The organism is Gardnerella rara (assembly GCF_055452355.1).
On sequence record NZ_JBVBJP010000004.1, the window covers coordinates 210,732 to 226,759 of the forward strand.

17 protein-coding genes are annotated in these 16,028 nt (G+C 40.2%); 6 read left to right on the forward strand and 11 right to left on the reverse strand.

From position 1 onward, the window contains the following. The first annotated feature begins 104 nt into the window (after positions 1-104). Positions 105-845, forward strand: coding sequence for a LuxR C-terminal-related transcriptional regulator (locus tag ACZ0NX_RS05295; protein ID WP_464405947.1), 741 nt, complete (start codon positions 105-107; stop codon positions 843-845). Then, entirely contained in the window at positions 839-2,062 is a 1,224-nt protein-coding gene (locus ACZ0NX_RS05300; protein ID WP_464405948.1) for a histidine kinase, read from the forward strand. The genes ACZ0NX_RS05295 and ACZ0NX_RS05300 overlap by 7 nt, the downstream gene beginning before the upstream one ends. A 41-nt stretch (positions 2,063-2,103) precedes the next feature. Here ACZ0NX_RS05300 and ACZ0NX_RS05305 read toward each other — a convergent pair whose 3' ends face one another. Together ACZ0NX_RS05305 and ACZ0NX_RS05310 are read right to left on the reverse strand one after the other, a co-directional pair. Beyond that, a complete protein-coding gene (locus ACZ0NX_RS05305) occupies positions 2,104-2,379 on the reverse strand; it encodes a type II toxin-antitoxin system RelE/ParE family toxin (RefSeq protein ID WP_012913985.1) in 276 nt (91 codons plus the stop codon). Then, entirely contained in the window at positions 2,372-2,641 is a 270-nt protein-coding gene (locus ACZ0NX_RS05310) for a type II toxin-antitoxin system RelB/DinJ family antitoxin (RefSeq protein WP_016636887.1), read from the reverse strand. Before ACZ0NX_RS05310 ends, ACZ0NX_RS05305 begins: the two co-directional genes overlap by 8 nt. 176 nt (positions 2,642-2,817) lie before the next feature. Between ACZ0NX_RS05310 and ACZ0NX_RS05315 the strand changes: the two genes are divergently transcribed. Both ACZ0NX_RS05315 and ACZ0NX_RS05320 read left to right on the forward strand, forming a co-directional pair. Next, the gene (locus tag ACZ0NX_RS05315) at positions 2,818-3,129 is read left to right on the forward strand and encodes a type II toxin-antitoxin system RelE/ParE family toxin (RefSeq protein ID WP_060787096.1); all 312 of its coding nucleotides are present in this window, start codon (positions 2,818-2,820) and stop codon (positions 3,127-3,129) included. Further along, positions 3,123-3,410, forward strand: a complete 288-nt coding sequence (locus ACZ0NX_RS05320; protein ID WP_060787097.1) for an addiction module antidote protein — start codon at positions 3,123-3,125, stop codon at positions 3,408-3,410. The genes ACZ0NX_RS05315 and ACZ0NX_RS05320 overlap by 7 nt, the downstream gene beginning before the upstream one ends. 78 nt (positions 3,411-3,488) lie before the next feature. On the opposite strand, the gene ACZ0NX_RS05325 is transcribed toward ACZ0NX_RS05320, so the two are convergent. Beyond that, a complete protein-coding gene (locus ACZ0NX_RS05325) occupies positions 3,489-4,739 on the reverse strand; it encodes an ATP-binding protein (protein WP_464405950.1) in 1,251 nt (416 codons plus the stop codon). Between the two features lie 275 nt (positions 4,740-5,014). Between ACZ0NX_RS05325 and ACZ0NX_RS05330 the strand changes: the two genes are divergently transcribed. Further along, positions 5,015-6,466, forward strand: coding sequence for an ATP-binding protein (locus ACZ0NX_RS05330; protein WP_464405952.1), 1,452 nt, complete (start codon positions 5,015-5,017; stop codon positions 6,464-6,466). A 107-nt stretch (positions 6,467-6,573) separates the two neighbouring features. Here ACZ0NX_RS05330 and ACZ0NX_RS05335 read toward each other — a convergent pair whose 3' ends face one another. The 7 genes from ACZ0NX_RS05335 to ACZ0NX_RS05365 form a co-directional block, all read right to left on the reverse strand. Continuing rightward, positions 6,574-6,747, reverse strand: a complete 174-nt coding sequence (locus ACZ0NX_RS05335) for a hypothetical protein (RefSeq protein ID WP_004110365.1) — start codon at positions 6,745-6,747, stop codon at positions 6,574-6,576. Next, on the reverse strand, positions 6,744-7,037 hold the full coding sequence (locus ACZ0NX_RS05340) for a DUF2089 family protein (protein ID WP_004114263.1): 294 nt from the start codon (positions 7,035-7,037) through the stop codon (positions 6,744-6,746). The genes ACZ0NX_RS05335 and ACZ0NX_RS05340 overlap by 4 nt, the downstream gene beginning before the upstream one ends. Before the next feature lie 290 nt (positions 7,038-7,327). Next, positions 7,328-7,918 carry a type IV toxin-antitoxin system AbiEi family antitoxin domain-containing protein gene (locus ACZ0NX_RS05345; protein ID WP_004124360.1) on the reverse strand — a complete coding sequence of 197 codons (591 nt, stop codon included), beginning with the start codon at positions 7,916-7,918 and terminating at the stop codon, positions 7,328-7,330. A 282-nt stretch (positions 7,919-8,200) separates the two neighbouring features. Next, positions 8,201-9,295: a class 1b ribonucleoside-diphosphate reductase subunit beta gene (nrdF, locus tag ACZ0NX_RS05350; protein WP_415690485.1), complete on the reverse strand. Its 1,095-nt coding sequence runs from the start codon at positions 9,293-9,295 to the stop codon at positions 8,201-8,203. 82 nt (positions 9,296-9,377) lie between these two features. Then, on the reverse strand, positions 9,378-11,612 hold the full coding sequence (gene nrdE / locus ACZ0NX_RS05355; protein ID WP_464405954.1) for a class 1b ribonucleoside-diphosphate reductase subunit alpha: 2,235 nt from the start codon (positions 11,610-11,612) through the stop codon (positions 9,378-9,380). A gap of 65 nt (positions 11,613-11,677) precedes the next feature. Further along, entirely contained in the window at positions 11,678-12,178 is a 501-nt protein-coding gene (nrdI, locus tag ACZ0NX_RS05360) for a class Ib ribonucleoside-diphosphate reductase assembly flavoprotein NrdI (RefSeq protein ID WP_415688881.1), read from the reverse strand. A 43-nt stretch (positions 12,179-12,221) separates the two neighbouring features. Then, entirely contained in the window at positions 12,222-12,473 is a 252-nt protein-coding gene (locus ACZ0NX_RS05365; RefSeq protein WP_016635882.1) for a glutaredoxin family protein, read from the reverse strand. A 437-nt stretch (positions 12,474-12,910) separates the two neighbouring features. Between ACZ0NX_RS05365 and gndA the strand changes: the two genes are divergently transcribed. Then, positions 12,911-14,371 (forward strand): NADP-dependent phosphogluconate dehydrogenase, encoded by a 1,461-nt coding sequence (gene gndA, locus ACZ0NX_RS05370; protein WP_464405956.1) that lies wholly within the window; start codon positions 12,911-12,913, stop codon positions 14,369-14,371. 80 nt (positions 14,372-14,451) lie between these two features. On the opposite strand, the gene ACZ0NX_RS05375 is transcribed toward gndA, so the two are convergent. Beyond that, positions 14,452-15,789: an ATP-binding protein gene (locus ACZ0NX_RS05375; protein WP_415695514.1), complete on the reverse strand. Its 1,338-nt coding sequence runs from the start codon at positions 15,787-15,789 to the stop codon at positions 14,452-14,454. Positions 15,790-16,028: the final 239 nt, after the last annotated feature.

Here is a 16,028-nt window from a genome sequence, read left to right on the forward strand (position 1 = left end):
ATGCATTACTTGTAATCATTTATTACTACACGATTTGCTCTACTTTGCGCATGATTATAAAGTAGAATATAAGAAAAGTAGCATAAGATTGCAAGAAAGCCATTATGCCAAAAACGTATGCAATAGTAGATAACGACCCATTAGTTTTAGCGGTTATGCGAAACGTGCTCAGCAAGCTTTTGCCAAGCGAGTACGCGTGCAAATGGTGCGTAAAATCAGGCGTGCAAGCTTTGAAATATTGCCAAGTAGCAAAAACTACTCCAGATTATATTCTGATAGATATGTCAATGAAAGACATGTCTGGAGTAGACGTAATACGCGCAATTCGCGAGAAAAACAACAGCATTATTCTAATTGGCATGACTTCTTACGATTGTAGATCCTACGCTTCGATGGTTTCGCAAGTTGGCGGGCAAGCAATGGTTGCTAAAGACAATTTCAAAGGACTAGCAGAAGCTTTGCAATATTGTAATAATCAGCAGGTGTATGGCTGCCGTTGTGTTAAAGATGTTGTTTACGATTTTGCTACTCCGCAAGAATCTTTTATTAGGCTTTCTAAATCAAGGTCGCGTAGCGTTTTGCCGCCTCAAGAACTAAAAATTATGGATCTGCTCGCTAAAGGTTACACAACGAATCAGATTGCGTCTCAACTTGGTCTTATGCCAAACACTATTAACACGCATATTCATAGAATTTACAAAAAATTGCATGTTTCTAACCGAGTGCAAGCAATATCCGCATTTGCTGCAATGCAAAATCGTGAGCAAAATAGCAATATGCAATATTTTAATGATTCGCTGCAAAATCATCCGAATCTTTTGCAAGAAACGGATAATGCATGTTAATGAAAACATTTTCGCGCGTTATTGAGTTGGTTAAAAGCTGGAAAATTCAGCGAACTTTATTCATAATATTGGCGATTCTTGTAGTGTCAATGGATGTGCAATCTTGCAATACAGCTGGTTTGTGGCATAACCCGCAGCAATCTGTGTGCCAATACGTTTGGATGTTCGCAATATTTCTTTTGATTGCTTTTCCTCGTCAAATATCCCTCGTAACTCCGATTTTATATTGCGTAACGTTAGCAGTACCAGGTGTAAATGCAACTTGCTTTCTTTTTTCATTGATCGCTAGCATGTTTGTTGCAGGCTTTTACGATTCGTGGAAGTATTTGCTTTGTGCGTACATAGTTTCGCTGAATATTATGTACTTTGCAAAAATGGCGTACATTCCGCTTACTTTCCCTTGTTTTATTCTTATTTCCATGATTTGCGGTTACGCTTTGCGCAAGTATTTGAACATGTTGGAGGAAAATAATCGCGCAAAAATGGATATTGTGCGCAGTGAGTTCCAGTCTTATATTGCTTCTGTTGCATTGCAATTGCACGACGATGTGAACAATGAGATTACGGATATTACATTGCTTGCGACTGATGCTTTGTATGCCGAGAAAAGTGATCATACAAAAGAGTCGCTAGAGCAGATTGTTGAGCATTCTCGTAATGCGCTTTCTAAAACGCGACTTGTTATTAACCTACTTGAGCAAGCTGAGCATAAGTATGATGATTCTTTAGATTCAAATATTGCCAGCACGCAGTTCGTTTATGGTTCTAATAGCAATGATCGCATAAGTTTGACTGATTTCTTATGCAATATTCGCGCACGATTGCAATCTGAGCGTAAGATTTGCGAGCAGCTTGGGTATTATGGCTCTTTAATAGTAAATGATGAAAGTTCGGGGAGTGGTGATTTTACTGCATCTGCAACTGTTAGTACTGAAAAGGCTCAATGTGCTATTCGCATGTGCAGCGAGTTGCTTACTAATATTCGCAAGCATTGCAATACTAGCGTTGATTTTTCTATGAATGTTACGGTTGATGAGCGCGAATGCAAAATAATGTGTATGAATTCAATTTCAATGTTGAACAAGTTTGGCGAAAGGCTTGTTTTTGGTAAAGGACTACTGTTTCATAAAAAATCTGTGGAACGCTTAGGTGGATCTTTAAGCGCGCAAAAAGATGATGACACTTGGCTGGTCAATGTTGTTGTTCCGTTAAACTAGCATCAATCAGACTCTTGCGTTATCGTGGCAGTTTTTGCTAGCTAGAATAAGTCGTCGTGAGATCCTAAGCGTAGGAATATAATGCAATCTTCTTTAACTTGATACAACAGTAGAACATCTGCAGACACATGCAATTCATGCACGCCTTTGTATGAGCCTTTAAGAATATGATCTCTATAAGTTGCAAGCTCGCGAGAGTCTGCACCATTGCAAATAAGTCTCACAATATTGATTACCTGTTCAATATCGTAATGCTTCTGCTTATATTTCTTAACATCTCGCAGATAGATTGGACTATAAAATGGCGGTTTAGGCATTGCGCATCAGCTCAGCAAAATCGTCTACAGTACCTGCAGCTATTGGTTTTTCTTTCATAGCTTCATCAATAGAGTGCTCATAAGGAGAACTTTCAAGTGAAAATGGGAAACGTTGCGTATTTACAATCTGATACAAAAATAAGTTGACTGCTGAACTCATATCAAGACCATAATGTTCAAGAACTTGCGATGCGCTATCTCGTATTTCTGGATTAACTCTTACACTTAATCTGCTTGTTTTGGCTGTTTTTGTAGAAGTCATGTTGTTTCCTTTAAGCTTAAAATCATAAATTTGTTATTCAGCTTTGCTTTATTGTAGCAGACATGTAGCACCCAACGTAATGCCAAAGTAGCACCATTGTGTACACAATTATTACTAAATCACAAGTTATCGTGGCAGAAATTGCAAAATTGTATCCTACAGGATAAAATATTTTTATGGAGATACTTAAAACAGATGAGTATCGCAATTGGATGAAAAAACTTCGCGATACGCAATCTAAAGCTCGAATTAACGCGAGGCTGAGATTATGTGAAATTGCAGGTAAGCCAGTAGGTGATTTACATCCAGTTTGCAATGGCATTAGTGAACTGCGTTTCGCTTTTGGACCAGGATATCGTGTGTATTTTGCACAAAAAGGCTCAAAGTTAATGCTATTACTTGCTGGTGGGGATAAAAGTAGTCAAAGTAAAGATATTAAGCAAGCGAAGATACTTCTTGCACAGTTAATTGAGGAGAAGAAATGGTAAATATAAGTAAATGGGATGCGAGTGAGTATCTTGAGAACGATGATGATGTTATTGCATATCTCAATGCCGCAGCAGAACTTAATGATCCTCGCTTGTTGCAAGCTGCTATAGGCGATATTGCAAAAGCTAAAGGAATGAAAGAGATTGCTCAAAAAGCCGAGGTTGGAAGGGAAAGCCTTTACAAAAGCTTAAGACGAGACGGCAATCCCAGCTTCCAAACTATTGCGAAGGTTGTTCAAGCGTTAGGTGGGCGTATTGCAATAGAACCCGCAAATGCGTGACATACCGAGTTATCGTGGCAGTTTTTGCTAGATTTGCAATTTCTGCCACGATATGCGCAGGTTATTTATTATAGTTTTCTAAAAAATCTGCTTATCTTTAATAAAATCTGCGATGTTTACGTGCTTAACGCCGTTACGTTTTTGTATAAGTGAATCCATGGTCATAACATATTTTTCATAATTATCATGAATAGCTTCTAAAGCCCTATACTCGCGGTCTTCTGTTTCTCGACTCAACAAAATCGTATAAGCTACTTGCGCGTAAGCATAATCCATATCTGCATTGCGCAGAATGAAATCACACTCCAACTTTCCAATACGCCCAACGCTTACAGAGTATCCAAAGCTTTTAGCATATAAGTACACAATATTTTCCAAAGTAGGACCATAGTTTATGCGATTATCCGTATTGAGAGCGTAATAAAAACTTAAATCTGCTAAGTAATACTTCTTTTCCCCCGAAAGAGCACGCTTTGATTTCATGTCGAAACGTGGGCATTCATAAATGATTTTCGCATCTAAAAGAACACGAATATATCTTGCTAAAGTAGTACGACTTATAGCTAATCCATTCTTCTTTAAAGATTCGCACAAGCTATTGATGCTAGTTGTAGCGCCAAAATTGTTAATAATATAGTTACGTACAGCTTCAAACGCTTGCGTATCTTTAATTTTTACTCTAGTTTTAATATCTTTATCAAAAATTTCTTTAATAACATTACTTACATACGTTCGTTTGTCACTCATATTATCTATGGCAATAGTACGAGGGAAACCACCTTCGAGAATATAATTATTAAGCTCTTTACTAATGTCGGAATCTACTGGTTGATCATAGAATTTTTTGAAATCTTCATATTCATCAAAAGTTAGCGGAAACATCTCAAATTCAAGATATCTTCCAGTTAATTTTGTTGCTAATTCGCCACTTAACAAGTAGGAATTGGATCCCGTTATAAAAATAGAATATTCGCCTTCTTCTCGAAAGCCGTTTACTACTTCTTCAAATCCTTTAACATTTTGTATTTCATCTAAAAACACGTATTTTAAGCCGCTAGCATTAGTAAGTTTTTCTATAAGAGAGTCAAGCTGATCGGCTGTTTTTACGTTTCTATATTCACGCTTATCAAGATTTATATAAATAATATTAGATTCTGCAACTGGATTACTTCGTTCTTTAAGCTCATCAATAATTGTGCGCATAAGACTTGATTTACCACATCTGCGAATGCCAGTAATCACTTTTATAAGATCGCTATCATCGTAGAACGCGCGAATTTTGCTAAGATACTTTTCGCGGCGATACAGTTTTTCTTGATTCACGGTCATAGCAAAATCCTTTTACAAGAGCCAAACGCCTTTTTGCATTGGCATATTAGTCATATTATACCGCAAAAAACCGAGTTATCGTGGCAAAAATTGCAAATCTAACAAAATCTGCCACGATAACGTGCGATTGCGTTGAGCATATTGCAAAATAATATAATTTAGATTATTATAATTATGATTATAATAATCGCGATTATATTAACTAGAGCGCAGATTCAGCAGCAATAAGATGCGCTGAAAAGTATTACAATTATTGGCGTAACGGCAGGTGGAATATGGTTTTTGTTGGCAGACAAGACGAGTTACAGGTACTTGAAAAATTATATGAGAACAGCAAACACTCGTTCCAGATGGCAATAGTTTATGGTAGAAGACGAATAGGAAAAACTTCGCTTATTTCACAATTTTGTAAAAATAAGCGCGCAATACTTTTTACTGCTCGCGAGCAAACTAATATCGAGAATTTGCGTGATTTTTCGCGCGTTGTGTACGACTTCTTCAATCTACCGTCAACTACAGGATCGTTTAATAATTGGAACGACGCTCTCGCTTTTGTTGCGCAACAATCTAACGCCGTAGACCAGAATGCTCCTAAATCTCCACTTATTCTAGTTTTCGACGAATTTCCGTACGCAGCTCAAGCAGATAAATCCTTAGCGTCAACATTCCAAGTCGCAATAGATCATAAGTTTAAGAACACGAACATGACTCTTATTTTGTGTGGCAGCAACGAAGGATTCATGGAAAGTGAAGTGCTTGGCAAAAAGAGTCCACTTTACGGAAGACGTACCGCGCAGATTCGCCTGCGACCATTTAATCTTTTTGAAGCATCTGAGCTTATGCCAAATAATGCTACTTGGGAAGATAAAATCAACTATTTTGCATCCCTTGGAGGAACACCATACTATATAGAGCAGTTAGATAATAAGTCTTCGTTTGCGGAAAATCTTGAGCAATTATGCTTTAACATATCGGGAATTTTGTACGCTGAGCCAGACATGCTCATGCGCCAGGAATTGCGCGATCCTTCAACATACAATAGTGTGCTAAATGCTCTTGCTACGGGATGCAATACTCCGACTTTAATATCGGATCGTATTGGATTGCCAGCTACATCAGTGAACGTGTATTTGAAAACATTAGAAGGCCTTGGATTAATTGAAAGAAATATTCCATTTGGCATGAATCCACTTCATTGCAAAAAAGGATTATGGCAGATTTGTGACCCATTCTTTGCGTATTGGTATAGGTTTGTAGCACCGAATAAAGGATTGATCGAACGCGGACTTTCACGCGCTGCCGCAAGTAGTGTTCTCGGCGGTGAGCATGAAGTGTTTAGTACTTTTGTAGGTCAACAGTTTGAGAAAATGTGCGAACAGTGGATTGTGCGCCAATGCAAAGTTGGAGGAATGGACTTTTTACCAACTAAGTTAGGTAAATGGTGGGGTGCGGATCCTATTGCTCGTGAGCAAACCGATATTGATATTGTTGCAGAAGACGATATTAACAAGCAGCTTCTTATTGCAGAATGTAAGTGGCGTAATAATCTTAACGAAGCTGAAGCGGTGAGCAAGTTGTTGCAGCGCGCAACTTTAGTTGAGAATGCAAAAAATAGCGATTATAAGAAAATATTTATGTTGTTTACAAAACATCCAACTTCTTACAATCCTCGTCATGCTAAAACAAGCATCAACTTTGTTGACGCACAAACAATGTTTTTTAACTGATTACGAGACAATAGTTACGTACTATATCGCGCAGCCATAATCACACGTTATCGTGGCAGAAAATGCAAAATTAGCAAAATCTGCCACGATAACTCGGTTTTTGTGTTTTATAAGTCCTGTAACGCAATTCTTTTATCTTCTGCAGACTGCTTAGATGACTTATCGTCCTTCTTAAGAGAATGCGCATATCGAATAAGACTTCTTGCAATAAAGAACACTAAAGCACATATAGCAAGTGCGATAAGAATGTCAATTATCGGACCAAATAATGCATAGCTCATGATTCATCCTTTCTTTTTCTATATTCGTTTATGAGTGTTCGAGCTGTGTCAACATCGTATTTATCGTCAATAGCAAGACTCTTTACTAAAAGAACGAACGGGTCTTCTGGTTCATTGTCGCTTATACGCAGTTTTTCAATGAGCCTGTTAAGCCTGATTCTCATCGTTGGGTAAGAGACTTGATACATTTGCGACATTTCTTTTAACGATCCAGACGATAATACAAAGTTCTTTATAAACGACATGTCTTCGTCTGTAAGATTAGCCATCCATCTTGGAATATGATCCATATCACCCCTTTCTTCAGCCTATAAACTTTAATTAAATTAAACTTTTATTAAAAATATTAAAGTCGCTGTATGAGTTTGTCAAGAATAAACATGAGAGATATGACACAAAGCGACATTTTTATGTCGCCAAAATTGCCGTCTTGTCGCCAATGTATACAAATTTAGTCATTTTGCTTAGCACTAAGAATGTTCAGTAAGTTTATAGTCTCATCAAGTACGTTTGAAAATGTTATTCCTTTTGTATAACTATATTTTTTCGAATAATTTTGCCACTGTTGATTTTGATTTATTCACAGTAGCACTTCCAGTGTTTGCTTGACTTTATTGGATATATTCATTTTTGTTGCATACTCATGAAGCTTTATAAGATCTTTCCCGTTATACCTACTGTAAGCTTGAAGAGTTTTAACAAAGAGTTCAGAATCAATACTGTTTCTGTTTATTATAAAATCACAAATAATGCGTTCAAAATCATAAACACGTACTTTATTCCCCATTGTGGTAATCGTTGTAGTAATGCCTAATTTGCTATACAATTTTGAGACCCAATGAATAGTTAAATTTGATGGTGGATTATTAAAACGATATCCTCTAGGAACGCTTACTTCAAAATGTTGTGGAATTTCATCTGTAAAACCTTGAAGATAAAGAGCTGAAACATAAGAGAATACAGCTTGTGGATAACGATATTGAAAGAAGTAATATTCGTCATAATCACCATTGGAAGAGAGAAAAATTCCCCTTTCAATTCGATTAAGAACACCTTCGTTTTTCAAACGAGTTAAATATATAGTTGGAATATTTAATGTTTTACAATCTTTGTATGTAATTATTCCATGATGGTTATCTAAATAGTCAAGGAGCATCTCTTTGTTTGACATAATAGCCTCACTTCTGTTGCTTTCATACTAATATTTTATCTTTTTTGTAGTGTAAAAGCAACAAGAATTGCAGACGTCATATTTTTTAACAAGTTATCGTGGCAGAAAATGCAAAATTAGCAAAAACTGCCACGATAACTCGGTAAGTACGCGGATATTTAAAAATAGTTCCAAAACGGAAATATTCTTAAATAATTAAATAAAAAAGGTTGCTTATGAAAGTACATAAGCAACCTAATTAATTAGTAAAGCGACTAGCGACTAGTGGTTAGCGACTAGTGACTAGAAGTCCCAATCGTCGTCATCGGTTTCAACAGACTTGCCCATAATGTAGCTGGAACCAGAGCCAGAGAAGAAATCGTGATTTTCGTCGGCTGCAGGAGAAAGAGCCGCAAGAATCTCAGGGCTTACGTGAGTTTCTTCTTCGCTGTACTTAGCAGGGTAGCCAAGGTTCATCAAAGCCTTGTTAGCGTTATAACGTACGAAGTCAAAAACGTCATCGTGGAAGTCAAATCCTTCATAAATCTGACCAGAATACTCAACTTCCAAATCGTACAAAGTATCGAGCAAGTTCATAGTGAACTTCTCAAGATTCTTCTTATCGTTCTCGCTTCTAAGCTCCAAACCGCGCTGGAACTTGTAGCCAGAATAGTAGCCGTGAATCGCTTTATCGCGCAAAATCAAGCGAATCATATCGGCAGTATTCATCATCTTGCCGCGAGAAGCAAAGTAAAGTGGCAAATAGAAACCCGCGTAAAGAAGAAGTGAAGAAAGCATAGTTGCTGCAATCTTGCGCTTAAGCGGATCTTCGCTCTCATATTCGCAAAGCACGGTGGTAACGCGCTGCTGCAAAACGTCGTTTCCAACAGCCCAACGGTAAGCCTCATCAATCTCCTCGCTAGAGCAAAGAGTGGAGAAAATAGAGGAGTAGGAGCGAGCGTGAATCGACTGCATAAAAGCAATATTCGTGTAAATAGCCTGCTCGTGCTCCGTGCGCGCGTGCTCAATCTGGCAAAGCTCACCAATAGTTGCCTGGCTGGTATCAAGCAAAGTCAAGCCTGTAAAAACGCGAGTAGTTGTCTTGCGTTCAAGATCGGTGAGGGAGCGCCAAGAAGGAATATCGTTGCTCAGTGGCACCTTTTCTGGAAGCCAGAAGTTAGCAATAAGACGATTCCAAACATCCAAATCTTTGTCGTCAACAATATTATTCCAATTAACTGGGCGCACGCGCGAACCGTGATGGTAACGATACTGAGCTGGTGTGATGGAAGCTGCCATCATAGCATCGTCTGCGATTACGCGGTTCGTGCCGAAAGGCTTATCTAAGCTACTGCGTAGTGCTGTTGGATCGAGCGCAGTTGGGTCGAGTTCTGTCATAATTACTCCTGATTCTGTGTTTACGTTTTATAAAATTTTTAAGTTTTTGATTTAATTTGTGGAAGATTTACAACCATAAGGTTTACAGCGTGCAGCTTACGCAACCTTCGATTTCTGTACCTTCCAAAGCCTTCTGGCGAATACGAATGTAGTAAAGAGTCTTAATGCCCTTACGCCATGCGTAAATCTGAGCCTTGTTCAAATCGCGAGTAGTCGTAGTGTCTGGGAAGAACAAAGTAAGAGACAATCCCTGATCCACATGCTGAGTTGCCTCCGCATAAGTGTCAATAATTGCCTTCCAACCAACTTCGTATGCATCCTTAAAGTACTGCATATTGTCATTCGTCATGTATGCAGCAGGGTAGTAGACGCGACCAACTTTGCCCTCTTTGCGAATCTCAATGCGAGAAGCAATCGGGTGGATCGAACTCGTGGAATGGTTGATGTAAGAGATTGAGCCAGTTGGAGGAACAGCTTGCAAATACTCGTTGTAAATGCCATCGCGCAAAATCTCGTCGCGCAACTGCTCCCAATCCGAAACGGTTGGAATTGCAACGTTAAAACGTGCAAACAAATCGCGAACCTTTTGAGTGCGAGGTTCAAGCGAGCGGCTGCCATCAGTGTACTTATCGAAGTAGTTGCCTTTTCCTGCAGGCTTAGCGTAAGCGCTAGTCTTAAAGCTTGCAAAAGCGTGGCCGCGCTCTACAGCCAAAGCGTGAGAAGCCTTATAAGCGTGGTAGGCAACCGTCATAAAGTACATGTCTGTAAAGTCAAGAGCTTCCTCGCTTCCGTACTGCATATGCTCGCGAGCAAGGAAACCGTGCAAATTCATTTGGCCCAAGCCAATAGCGTGGCCTTCTGCGTTTCCGCGACGAATCGAAGGCACAGAATCAATCGAAGTGTGTTCCGAAACAGAAGTGAGCGCGCGCACAGCCAAATCAACGCTTGTACCCAAGTTTCCATCCATTGCCTTGGCAATATTAAGCGAGCCAAGATTGCAAGAAATATCGCGACCAACGTGGCTGTAAGATAAGTCGGCGTTATATGTGCTTGCTTCTTGAGTTTGCAAAATCTCGGAGCACAAGTTGCTCATAGTAATGCGGCCTTCAATAGGATTTGTGCGATTTACAGTATCTTCAAACAAAATGTAAGGGTAGCCAGATTCAAACTGAATCTCCGCAAGCGTCATAAAGAATTCACGAGCGTCGATGTACTTCTTGTGAATGCGAGGATTTGCAACCATCTCATCGTAATGCTCAGTAACGGAGATGTCTGCAAAAGGCTTGCCATATTCGCGCTCAACGTCGTAAGGGCTAAACAAAGCCATCTTTTCCTTACGCTTAGCAAGCTCAAAAGTAATATCTGGAATCACAACGCCCAAAGAAAGCGACTTAATACGAATCTTCTCGTCCGCGTTCTCGCGCTTAGTGTCAAGGAAACGCATAATATCTGGGTGATGCGCGCTAATGTACACAGCACCAGCACCCTGACGAGCGCCAAGCTGATTAGCGTAAGAGAATGAATCTTCCAAAAGCTTCATAACAGGTACAACGCCGCTGGACTGATTCTCAATGCGCTTAATTGGAGCGCCAAGCTCGCGCAAATTGGTAAGAAGCAGAGCCACGCCGCCGCCGCGCTTAGAAAGCTGCAAAGCGGAATTAATTCCGCGCGCAATAGACTCCATGTTGTCTTCCAAGCGCACGAGGAAGCAGCTCACAGCCTCGCCGCGCTGAGCTTTACCAAGATTCAAGAACGTTGGAGTTGCTGGCTGGAATCGGCCTGCAAGCATCTCGTCCAAATAGTTGAGCGCTGCTTTTTCGTCTCCGTCTGCAAGTTCCAAAGCCACTGCAGCTGCGCGCTGAGCGAAGTTTTCCAAATATTGCTTGCCGTCAAAAGTCTTCAAAGCGTAAGAAGTGTAGAACTTAAAAGCACCCAAGAATGTGCCAAAAGTGTGGTGAGCAGCTTCTGCGTGCTCGTAGAATTTATCGAGAAACTCGTCGCTATATTTGTGGAAAACGTTGCCGTTGTAGTAGTAATTGTTAATCAAATAATTCAAGCGCTCGCGAGTGGAAGCAAACTTCATGCTGTGTTTTTGCACGTAACCCGAAACGTAAAGCTTTTCTGCTTCCCTGTCTTTATCAAACTGAATGCCCTTTTCTGGGTCAAAAAGACCGAGCATAGCGTTAAGAACGTGGTAGTCGCGGCTGTTGCGAATGCGCTCTGCTGTGCTGCTAGCAGCTGTGTTTGCAGTTTCGCTGGCATCAGTGTGATCAAGATTAAGAGAAGTGGATTCACTCATCGGATCCGTGCTGTTCATTTGATTAATTCCTTTCTTTGGGCGTTATTTTGCTTTCAAACGCTGATTGTTTTTGATTGTTTTGCTTATTTAATTTCTTCTGTTTCTTTTAATTGCCGTAAAAATCTTGGTATTCCCTGCGCTACTTTTTCTATATCTTCTTGAGTTCCCGTAAGTTCAAACGAGTACATATTTGGGATTGCGCACTTGCCTGCGATTTGACCGCCTGCAGCGCAATATGCGTCTCCAAAATTCGTGTTTCCAGAAGATATTACGCCGCGAATAAACGAACGATTTTCGCGATTATTTAGGAATTTTCGCACCTGCATTGGTATTGCTTTAGAAATATTTCCGCCGCCGTAAGTTGGCACAATCAAAACGTATGGCTCGCGAACGTGCAATTCTGGCTCTTTTGGTCGAAGCGGTATGCGATACACGTTTACGTTATTGCTTGGAAAATCGCAATTTTTTACGAATCGTAGTGTGTTTTCGGAGACGGAAGAAAAATAGACTACAGCTCCGATTGATTCGCCTTGTGCGCGCGCTTCTGGCTCGCTTGGTTGTGACATATTTTCTTGATCACACATTTTTATGCTTCTTAATTGTTTTGATTTTTGATTGTTGATTGCTTTAATCGTTTTGATTGTTGTCTTCTAGTTGACTTGCGATTTGTGCAATCAAATCTGGGCGATACCCACTCCACGACGAGTTTGGCGTAATCACCACTGGCGCTTGGCGGTAGCCTGCTGCGCGTAATTGGTCTAGCGTAGAAGGGCTTTGAGTTAAGTCTACTGTTTCAAAATTCACGCCAAGCTTTGTAAATTGACGCTTTGTGGCATCACATTGTGGGCAATGTGGCTTGGTGAAAACTGTAATAGTCATGGTTCTTCTCCCTTCGTTGAGCGTTGTAATTGTGCTGATTCTAATGGTTATTCACTTTTCTGCTTGGCGCCGTGTTGTTGAGCGCGCAAGCGCAAGTCTACTACTAATTAACACTATTTGTAGTGGTGTGTTGTATAAAGAATCCCTATATCTAGTATCTCCAAATTTGTGCTCACCACGCGTGTCTATAAGATTTAAGCGGCATTTAAGACTTTTTATTAGGGAAGATAGAAAGAGAAAATGTAATCTTTATCACAAAAATGCCATTAACGCTCGGGCTATGGCGTACGCTTTTCGAGCGCATACATAACGCTTGTGCATATAAAACGATAAACTTAAAAAGTGTGTTTTTGTTAGTCAAATGGTAAAAATAAAAGCAAAACAATAAGACGGTTAAAACAACAAACGGTACAAATATTAAAAGATAGAGGTATAAAATGGCGGAAACTCAAGCTAGAGCAAATATTGGCGTTGTTGGCTTGGCTGCAATGGGGTCTAATTTAGCGCGAAATCTTGCGCATCACGGAAATACTGTTGCTGTTTACAATCGTCATTATTCGCGCACAGAAACGCTGATGAATCAGCATGGCAGCGAAGGCGAGTTTGTGCCATCAAAAACCGTTGAAGAGTTTGTGGCTTCGCTTAAGCGCCCACGCACTGCAATCATTATGGTAAAAGCTGGTGCTCCTACGGATGCTGTAATTGAAGAGCTTGCAAACGCTATGGAGCCAGGCGACATTATTGTTGACGGCGGAAACTCCTACTTTGAAGATACGATTCGCCGAGAGAAAAACATTCGCGCGCGTGGTCTTCACTACGTTGGTTGCGGTGTTTCTGGCGGAGAAGAAGGTGCGCTTCGCGGTCCTTCGATGATGCCAGGCGGTACGGAAGAATCTTGGAAGACGCTCGGCCCTATCTTAAAGTCGATTGCGGCTGTTGCAGAAGGCGAGCCTTGCGTAACGCATATTGGCACTGATGGCGCTGGTCACTTTGTAAAAATGGTTCACAATGGCATTGAATACTCGGATATGCAGCTTATTGCCGAAAGCTACGATTTGATGCTTCGCGGCTTGGGCATGAAGTCCGAAGACATTGCAAACGTGTTTAGCGAGTGGAACAAGGGCGAGCTTGATTCTTATTTGATTGAGATTACGGCAGATGTGCTCCGCCAGAAGGATGCTAAGACTGGTAAGCCTTTGGTAGAGATGATGGTGGATCACGCTGGCATGAAGGGTACGGGTACTTGGACTGTGCAGTCTGCTCTTTCGCTTGGAATCCCTGTAACTGGTATTGCAGAAGCTGTGTTTGCTCGCGGACTTTCTAGCCAGATTGCTTTGCGTGAAGCTGCAGAAAACCAGGGTTTGACTGGGCCAGATATGCATTTTGATTTTAGCGATTCTGAGCGTAAGGCGTTTATTGAGGATATTCGCCAAGCTTTGTACGCTTCTAAGATTGTTTCTTACGCTCAGGGCTTCGATGAGATTGCGGCTGCTGCGATTGAGCATGATTGGAAGATTGACCAGGCTGCTGTTGCTCGTATTTGGCGAGGCGGATGCATTATTCGCGCGCAATTCTTAAACCGCGTTTCCGAGGCGTTTGAATCTGGGCAGGCAAGTGTTTCCTTGCTTTTTGCGCCGTACTTTAAAGACGCTATTGAAAAGTCGCAAGCTGCTTGGCGCCGTGTTATTGCGCGCGCAGTGGAGCATGGTGTGCCTGTTCCAGCATTCTCCAGCTTGCTTGCATACTACGATGGCTTGCGATCCAAGCGTTTGCCAGCTTCGCTTATTCAAGCTCAGCGCGATTTCTTCGGCGCGCACACCTACGGTCGCATTGACGAGTCGGGCGTATTTCACACTTTGTGGGCAGAACCTAATCGCCCAGAAGTAAAGCAAGATTAAATCAAATAATCTAAAAATAATCTAAAAATAATTATTTCGTAAGCGTCGCATGTGTAAGTTCTGCATGCGACGCTTTGTTTTTACAATACAGAAGCCATGTAGTACGGTAAGTAAAGCAGTTTACCTTCGCGCTTAATTTCTCCATGGTGAAGCACGATTCCTTCGCTGCTGGTTTTACTAAAAGCTTCCATAAAGTTTGTTATTGACTTCACACTTTTACTACTACCAGATTTCACTTCTACTGGAATAATCTTGTTGCTTTTGCGCAAGAGAAAATCTATTTCCATTACTGTCTTTTTGGTATCGATACTTGTTTTTTTGTAAAAATACGCGTTGTGTCCATTTGCTTTTAGACACTGTGAGACAATATTTTCTATTATCATTCCTTCATTAACATGTAGTTTGTCTAGCAGAATTGCCTTATAAAGTTCATTTTCTAAGTAAGGTCTATCTTTGTATGCTAATGAAGTTAACAGTCCTGTATCCATCATGTAGCATTTGAAGGAAGGGTTGATAGTAGATAGATTCAAAGCTACACTTGGGTCTTCAACGCTGTTTGCAATATTTATTATCATTGCTTCTTCTAGCCAACGTATTGGATCCCTATATTCTTTAATACGCGCGTTGGAATCTACGTGGGATAGCACGTAACGCTTGTCGTGTTTGGAAAGCTCTGCAGGAACTCTATCGAAAAAATTAGTTACGTAAGTAGGGTTCTCTTCTTCCTGATCTTGCATATCTTGCTTATAAAGATTGATTATTTGCTGTTTAGCAAAATCAACCTTCGCAAAATCTTTTGTATCAACGTATGCTTGAACAGCTTGTGGCATTCCACCAACCAGCATGTATTCTCTGAAAGACTTCATTATGCTCTGGTGCATACTGCCCATAGGTTTGAGTGATTCAAAGTGACCTTTAATAGTAGGGAAAATCAGGTTGTTATCGTTCGCTGATAAGTATTCTTCATAATCAAGTGGCAGTACTTCTAATGTGTACTCTTCTGAAGGTATGAGAATATCCTTGCTTTTCTTTGTAATAGAAGCAAGCGATCCTGTTTCAATGTAATCGTAACGACCATCTTCAAGTAGAGTTTTTATTGCTTGCCGTGCTTGTGGGAATAATTGTATTTCATCAAGTATTATAAGAGATTCACTATTATAAAGTCTGGTATTGTAAGCTAACTGTATTGTGTTAAATAGAGTATCTAAATCTCTTAGACTGTTTATAAAAAGTTGCTTAATATCTTCTTCGGCTTGATCGAAACGAATAAGAATATAAGACTTATACTCTTCTTTGCCAAGTTTTTCAGCTAACGTTGTTTTACCGACTCGTCTTGCTCCCTTAAGAAAAAGCGCATAATTTGGTGCATATTCATGCTTCCATTTCAGCATTTCTTTATATATTTTTCTATCAAACATGTGGTTTTGCGCTCTTTCTTAGATTGTAAATTTGTGTTTGATTTGTTCAAGTGTTACCGAATGCAGTTTTCCCTGTAATTTCAACGGTTTTATAAAGATTTTCGCAAATGCGCCATGTTTTGTCAAGCAGATTTTCGCAAATGCGCCATGTTTTTAGGGGCTGTTTTTCGCAAATGCGCCATGTTTTGTCAAGCAGATTTTCGCAAATGCGCCACTCGACTATGTTGATTTAATTTTTA

Bases quoted from the DNA above. Each gene is read 5' to 3' on its own strand.
- ACZ0NX_RS05295 (WP_464405947.1), top strand. From the start codon at position 105: ATGCCAAAAACGTATGCAATAGTAGATAACGACCCATTAGTTTTAGCG.
- ACZ0NX_RS05300 (WP_464405948.1), top strand. From the start codon at position 839: ATGTTAATGAAAACATTTTCGCGCGTTATTGAGTTGGTTAAAAGCTGG.
- ACZ0NX_RS05305 (WP_012913985.1), bottom strand. From the start codon at position 2,379: ATGCCTAAACCGCCATTTTATAGTCCAATCTATCTGCGAGATGTTAAG.
- ACZ0NX_RS05310 (WP_016636887.1), bottom strand. From the start codon at position 2,641: ATGACTTCTACAAAAACAGCCAAAACAAGCAGATTAAGTGTAAGAGTT.
- ACZ0NX_RS05315 (WP_060787096.1), top strand. From the start codon at position 2,818: ATGGAGATACTTAAAACAGATGAGTATCGCAATTGGATGAAAAAACTT.
- ACZ0NX_RS05320 (WP_060787097.1), top strand. From the start codon at position 3,123: ATGGTAAATATAAGTAAATGGGATGCGAGTGAGTATCTTGAGAACGAT.
- ACZ0NX_RS05325 (WP_464405950.1), bottom strand. From the start codon at position 4,739: ATGACCGTGAATCAAGAAAAACTGTATCGCCGCGAAAAGTATCTTAGC.
- ACZ0NX_RS05330 (WP_464405952.1), top strand. From the start codon at position 5,015: ATGGTTTTTGTTGGCAGACAAGACGAGTTACAGGTACTTGAAAAATTA.
- ACZ0NX_RS05335 (WP_004110365.1), bottom strand. From the start codon at position 6,747: ATGAGCTATGCATTATTTGGTCCGATAATTGACATTCTTATCGCACTT.
- ACZ0NX_RS05340 (WP_004114263.1), bottom strand. From the start codon at position 7,037: ATGGATCATATTCCAAGATGGATGGCTAATCTTACAGACGAAGACATG.
- ACZ0NX_RS05345 (WP_004124360.1), bottom strand. From the start codon at position 7,918: ATGTCAAACAAAGAGATGCTCCTTGACTATTTAGATAACCATCATGGA.
- nrdF (WP_415690485.1), bottom strand. From the start codon at position 9,295: ATGACAGAACTCGACCCAACTGCGCTCGATCCAACAGCACTACGCAGT.
- nrdE (WP_464405954.1), bottom strand. From the start codon at position 11,612: ATGAACAGCACGGATCCGATGAGTGAATCCACTTCTCTTAATCTTGAT.
- nrdI (WP_415688881.1), bottom strand. From the start codon at position 12,178: ATGTGTGATCAAGAAAATATGTCACAACCAAGCGAGCCAGAAGCGCGC.
- ACZ0NX_RS05365 (WP_016635882.1), bottom strand. From the start codon at position 12,473: ATGACTATTACAGTTTTCACCAAGCCACATTGCCCACAATGTGATGCC.
- gndA (WP_464405956.1), top strand. From the start codon at position 12,911: ATGGCGGAAACTCAAGCTAGAGCAAATATTGGCGTTGTTGGCTTGGCT.
- ACZ0NX_RS05375 (WP_415695514.1), bottom strand. From the start codon at position 15,789: ATGTTTGATAGAAAAATATATAAAGAAATGCTGAAATGGAAGCATGAA.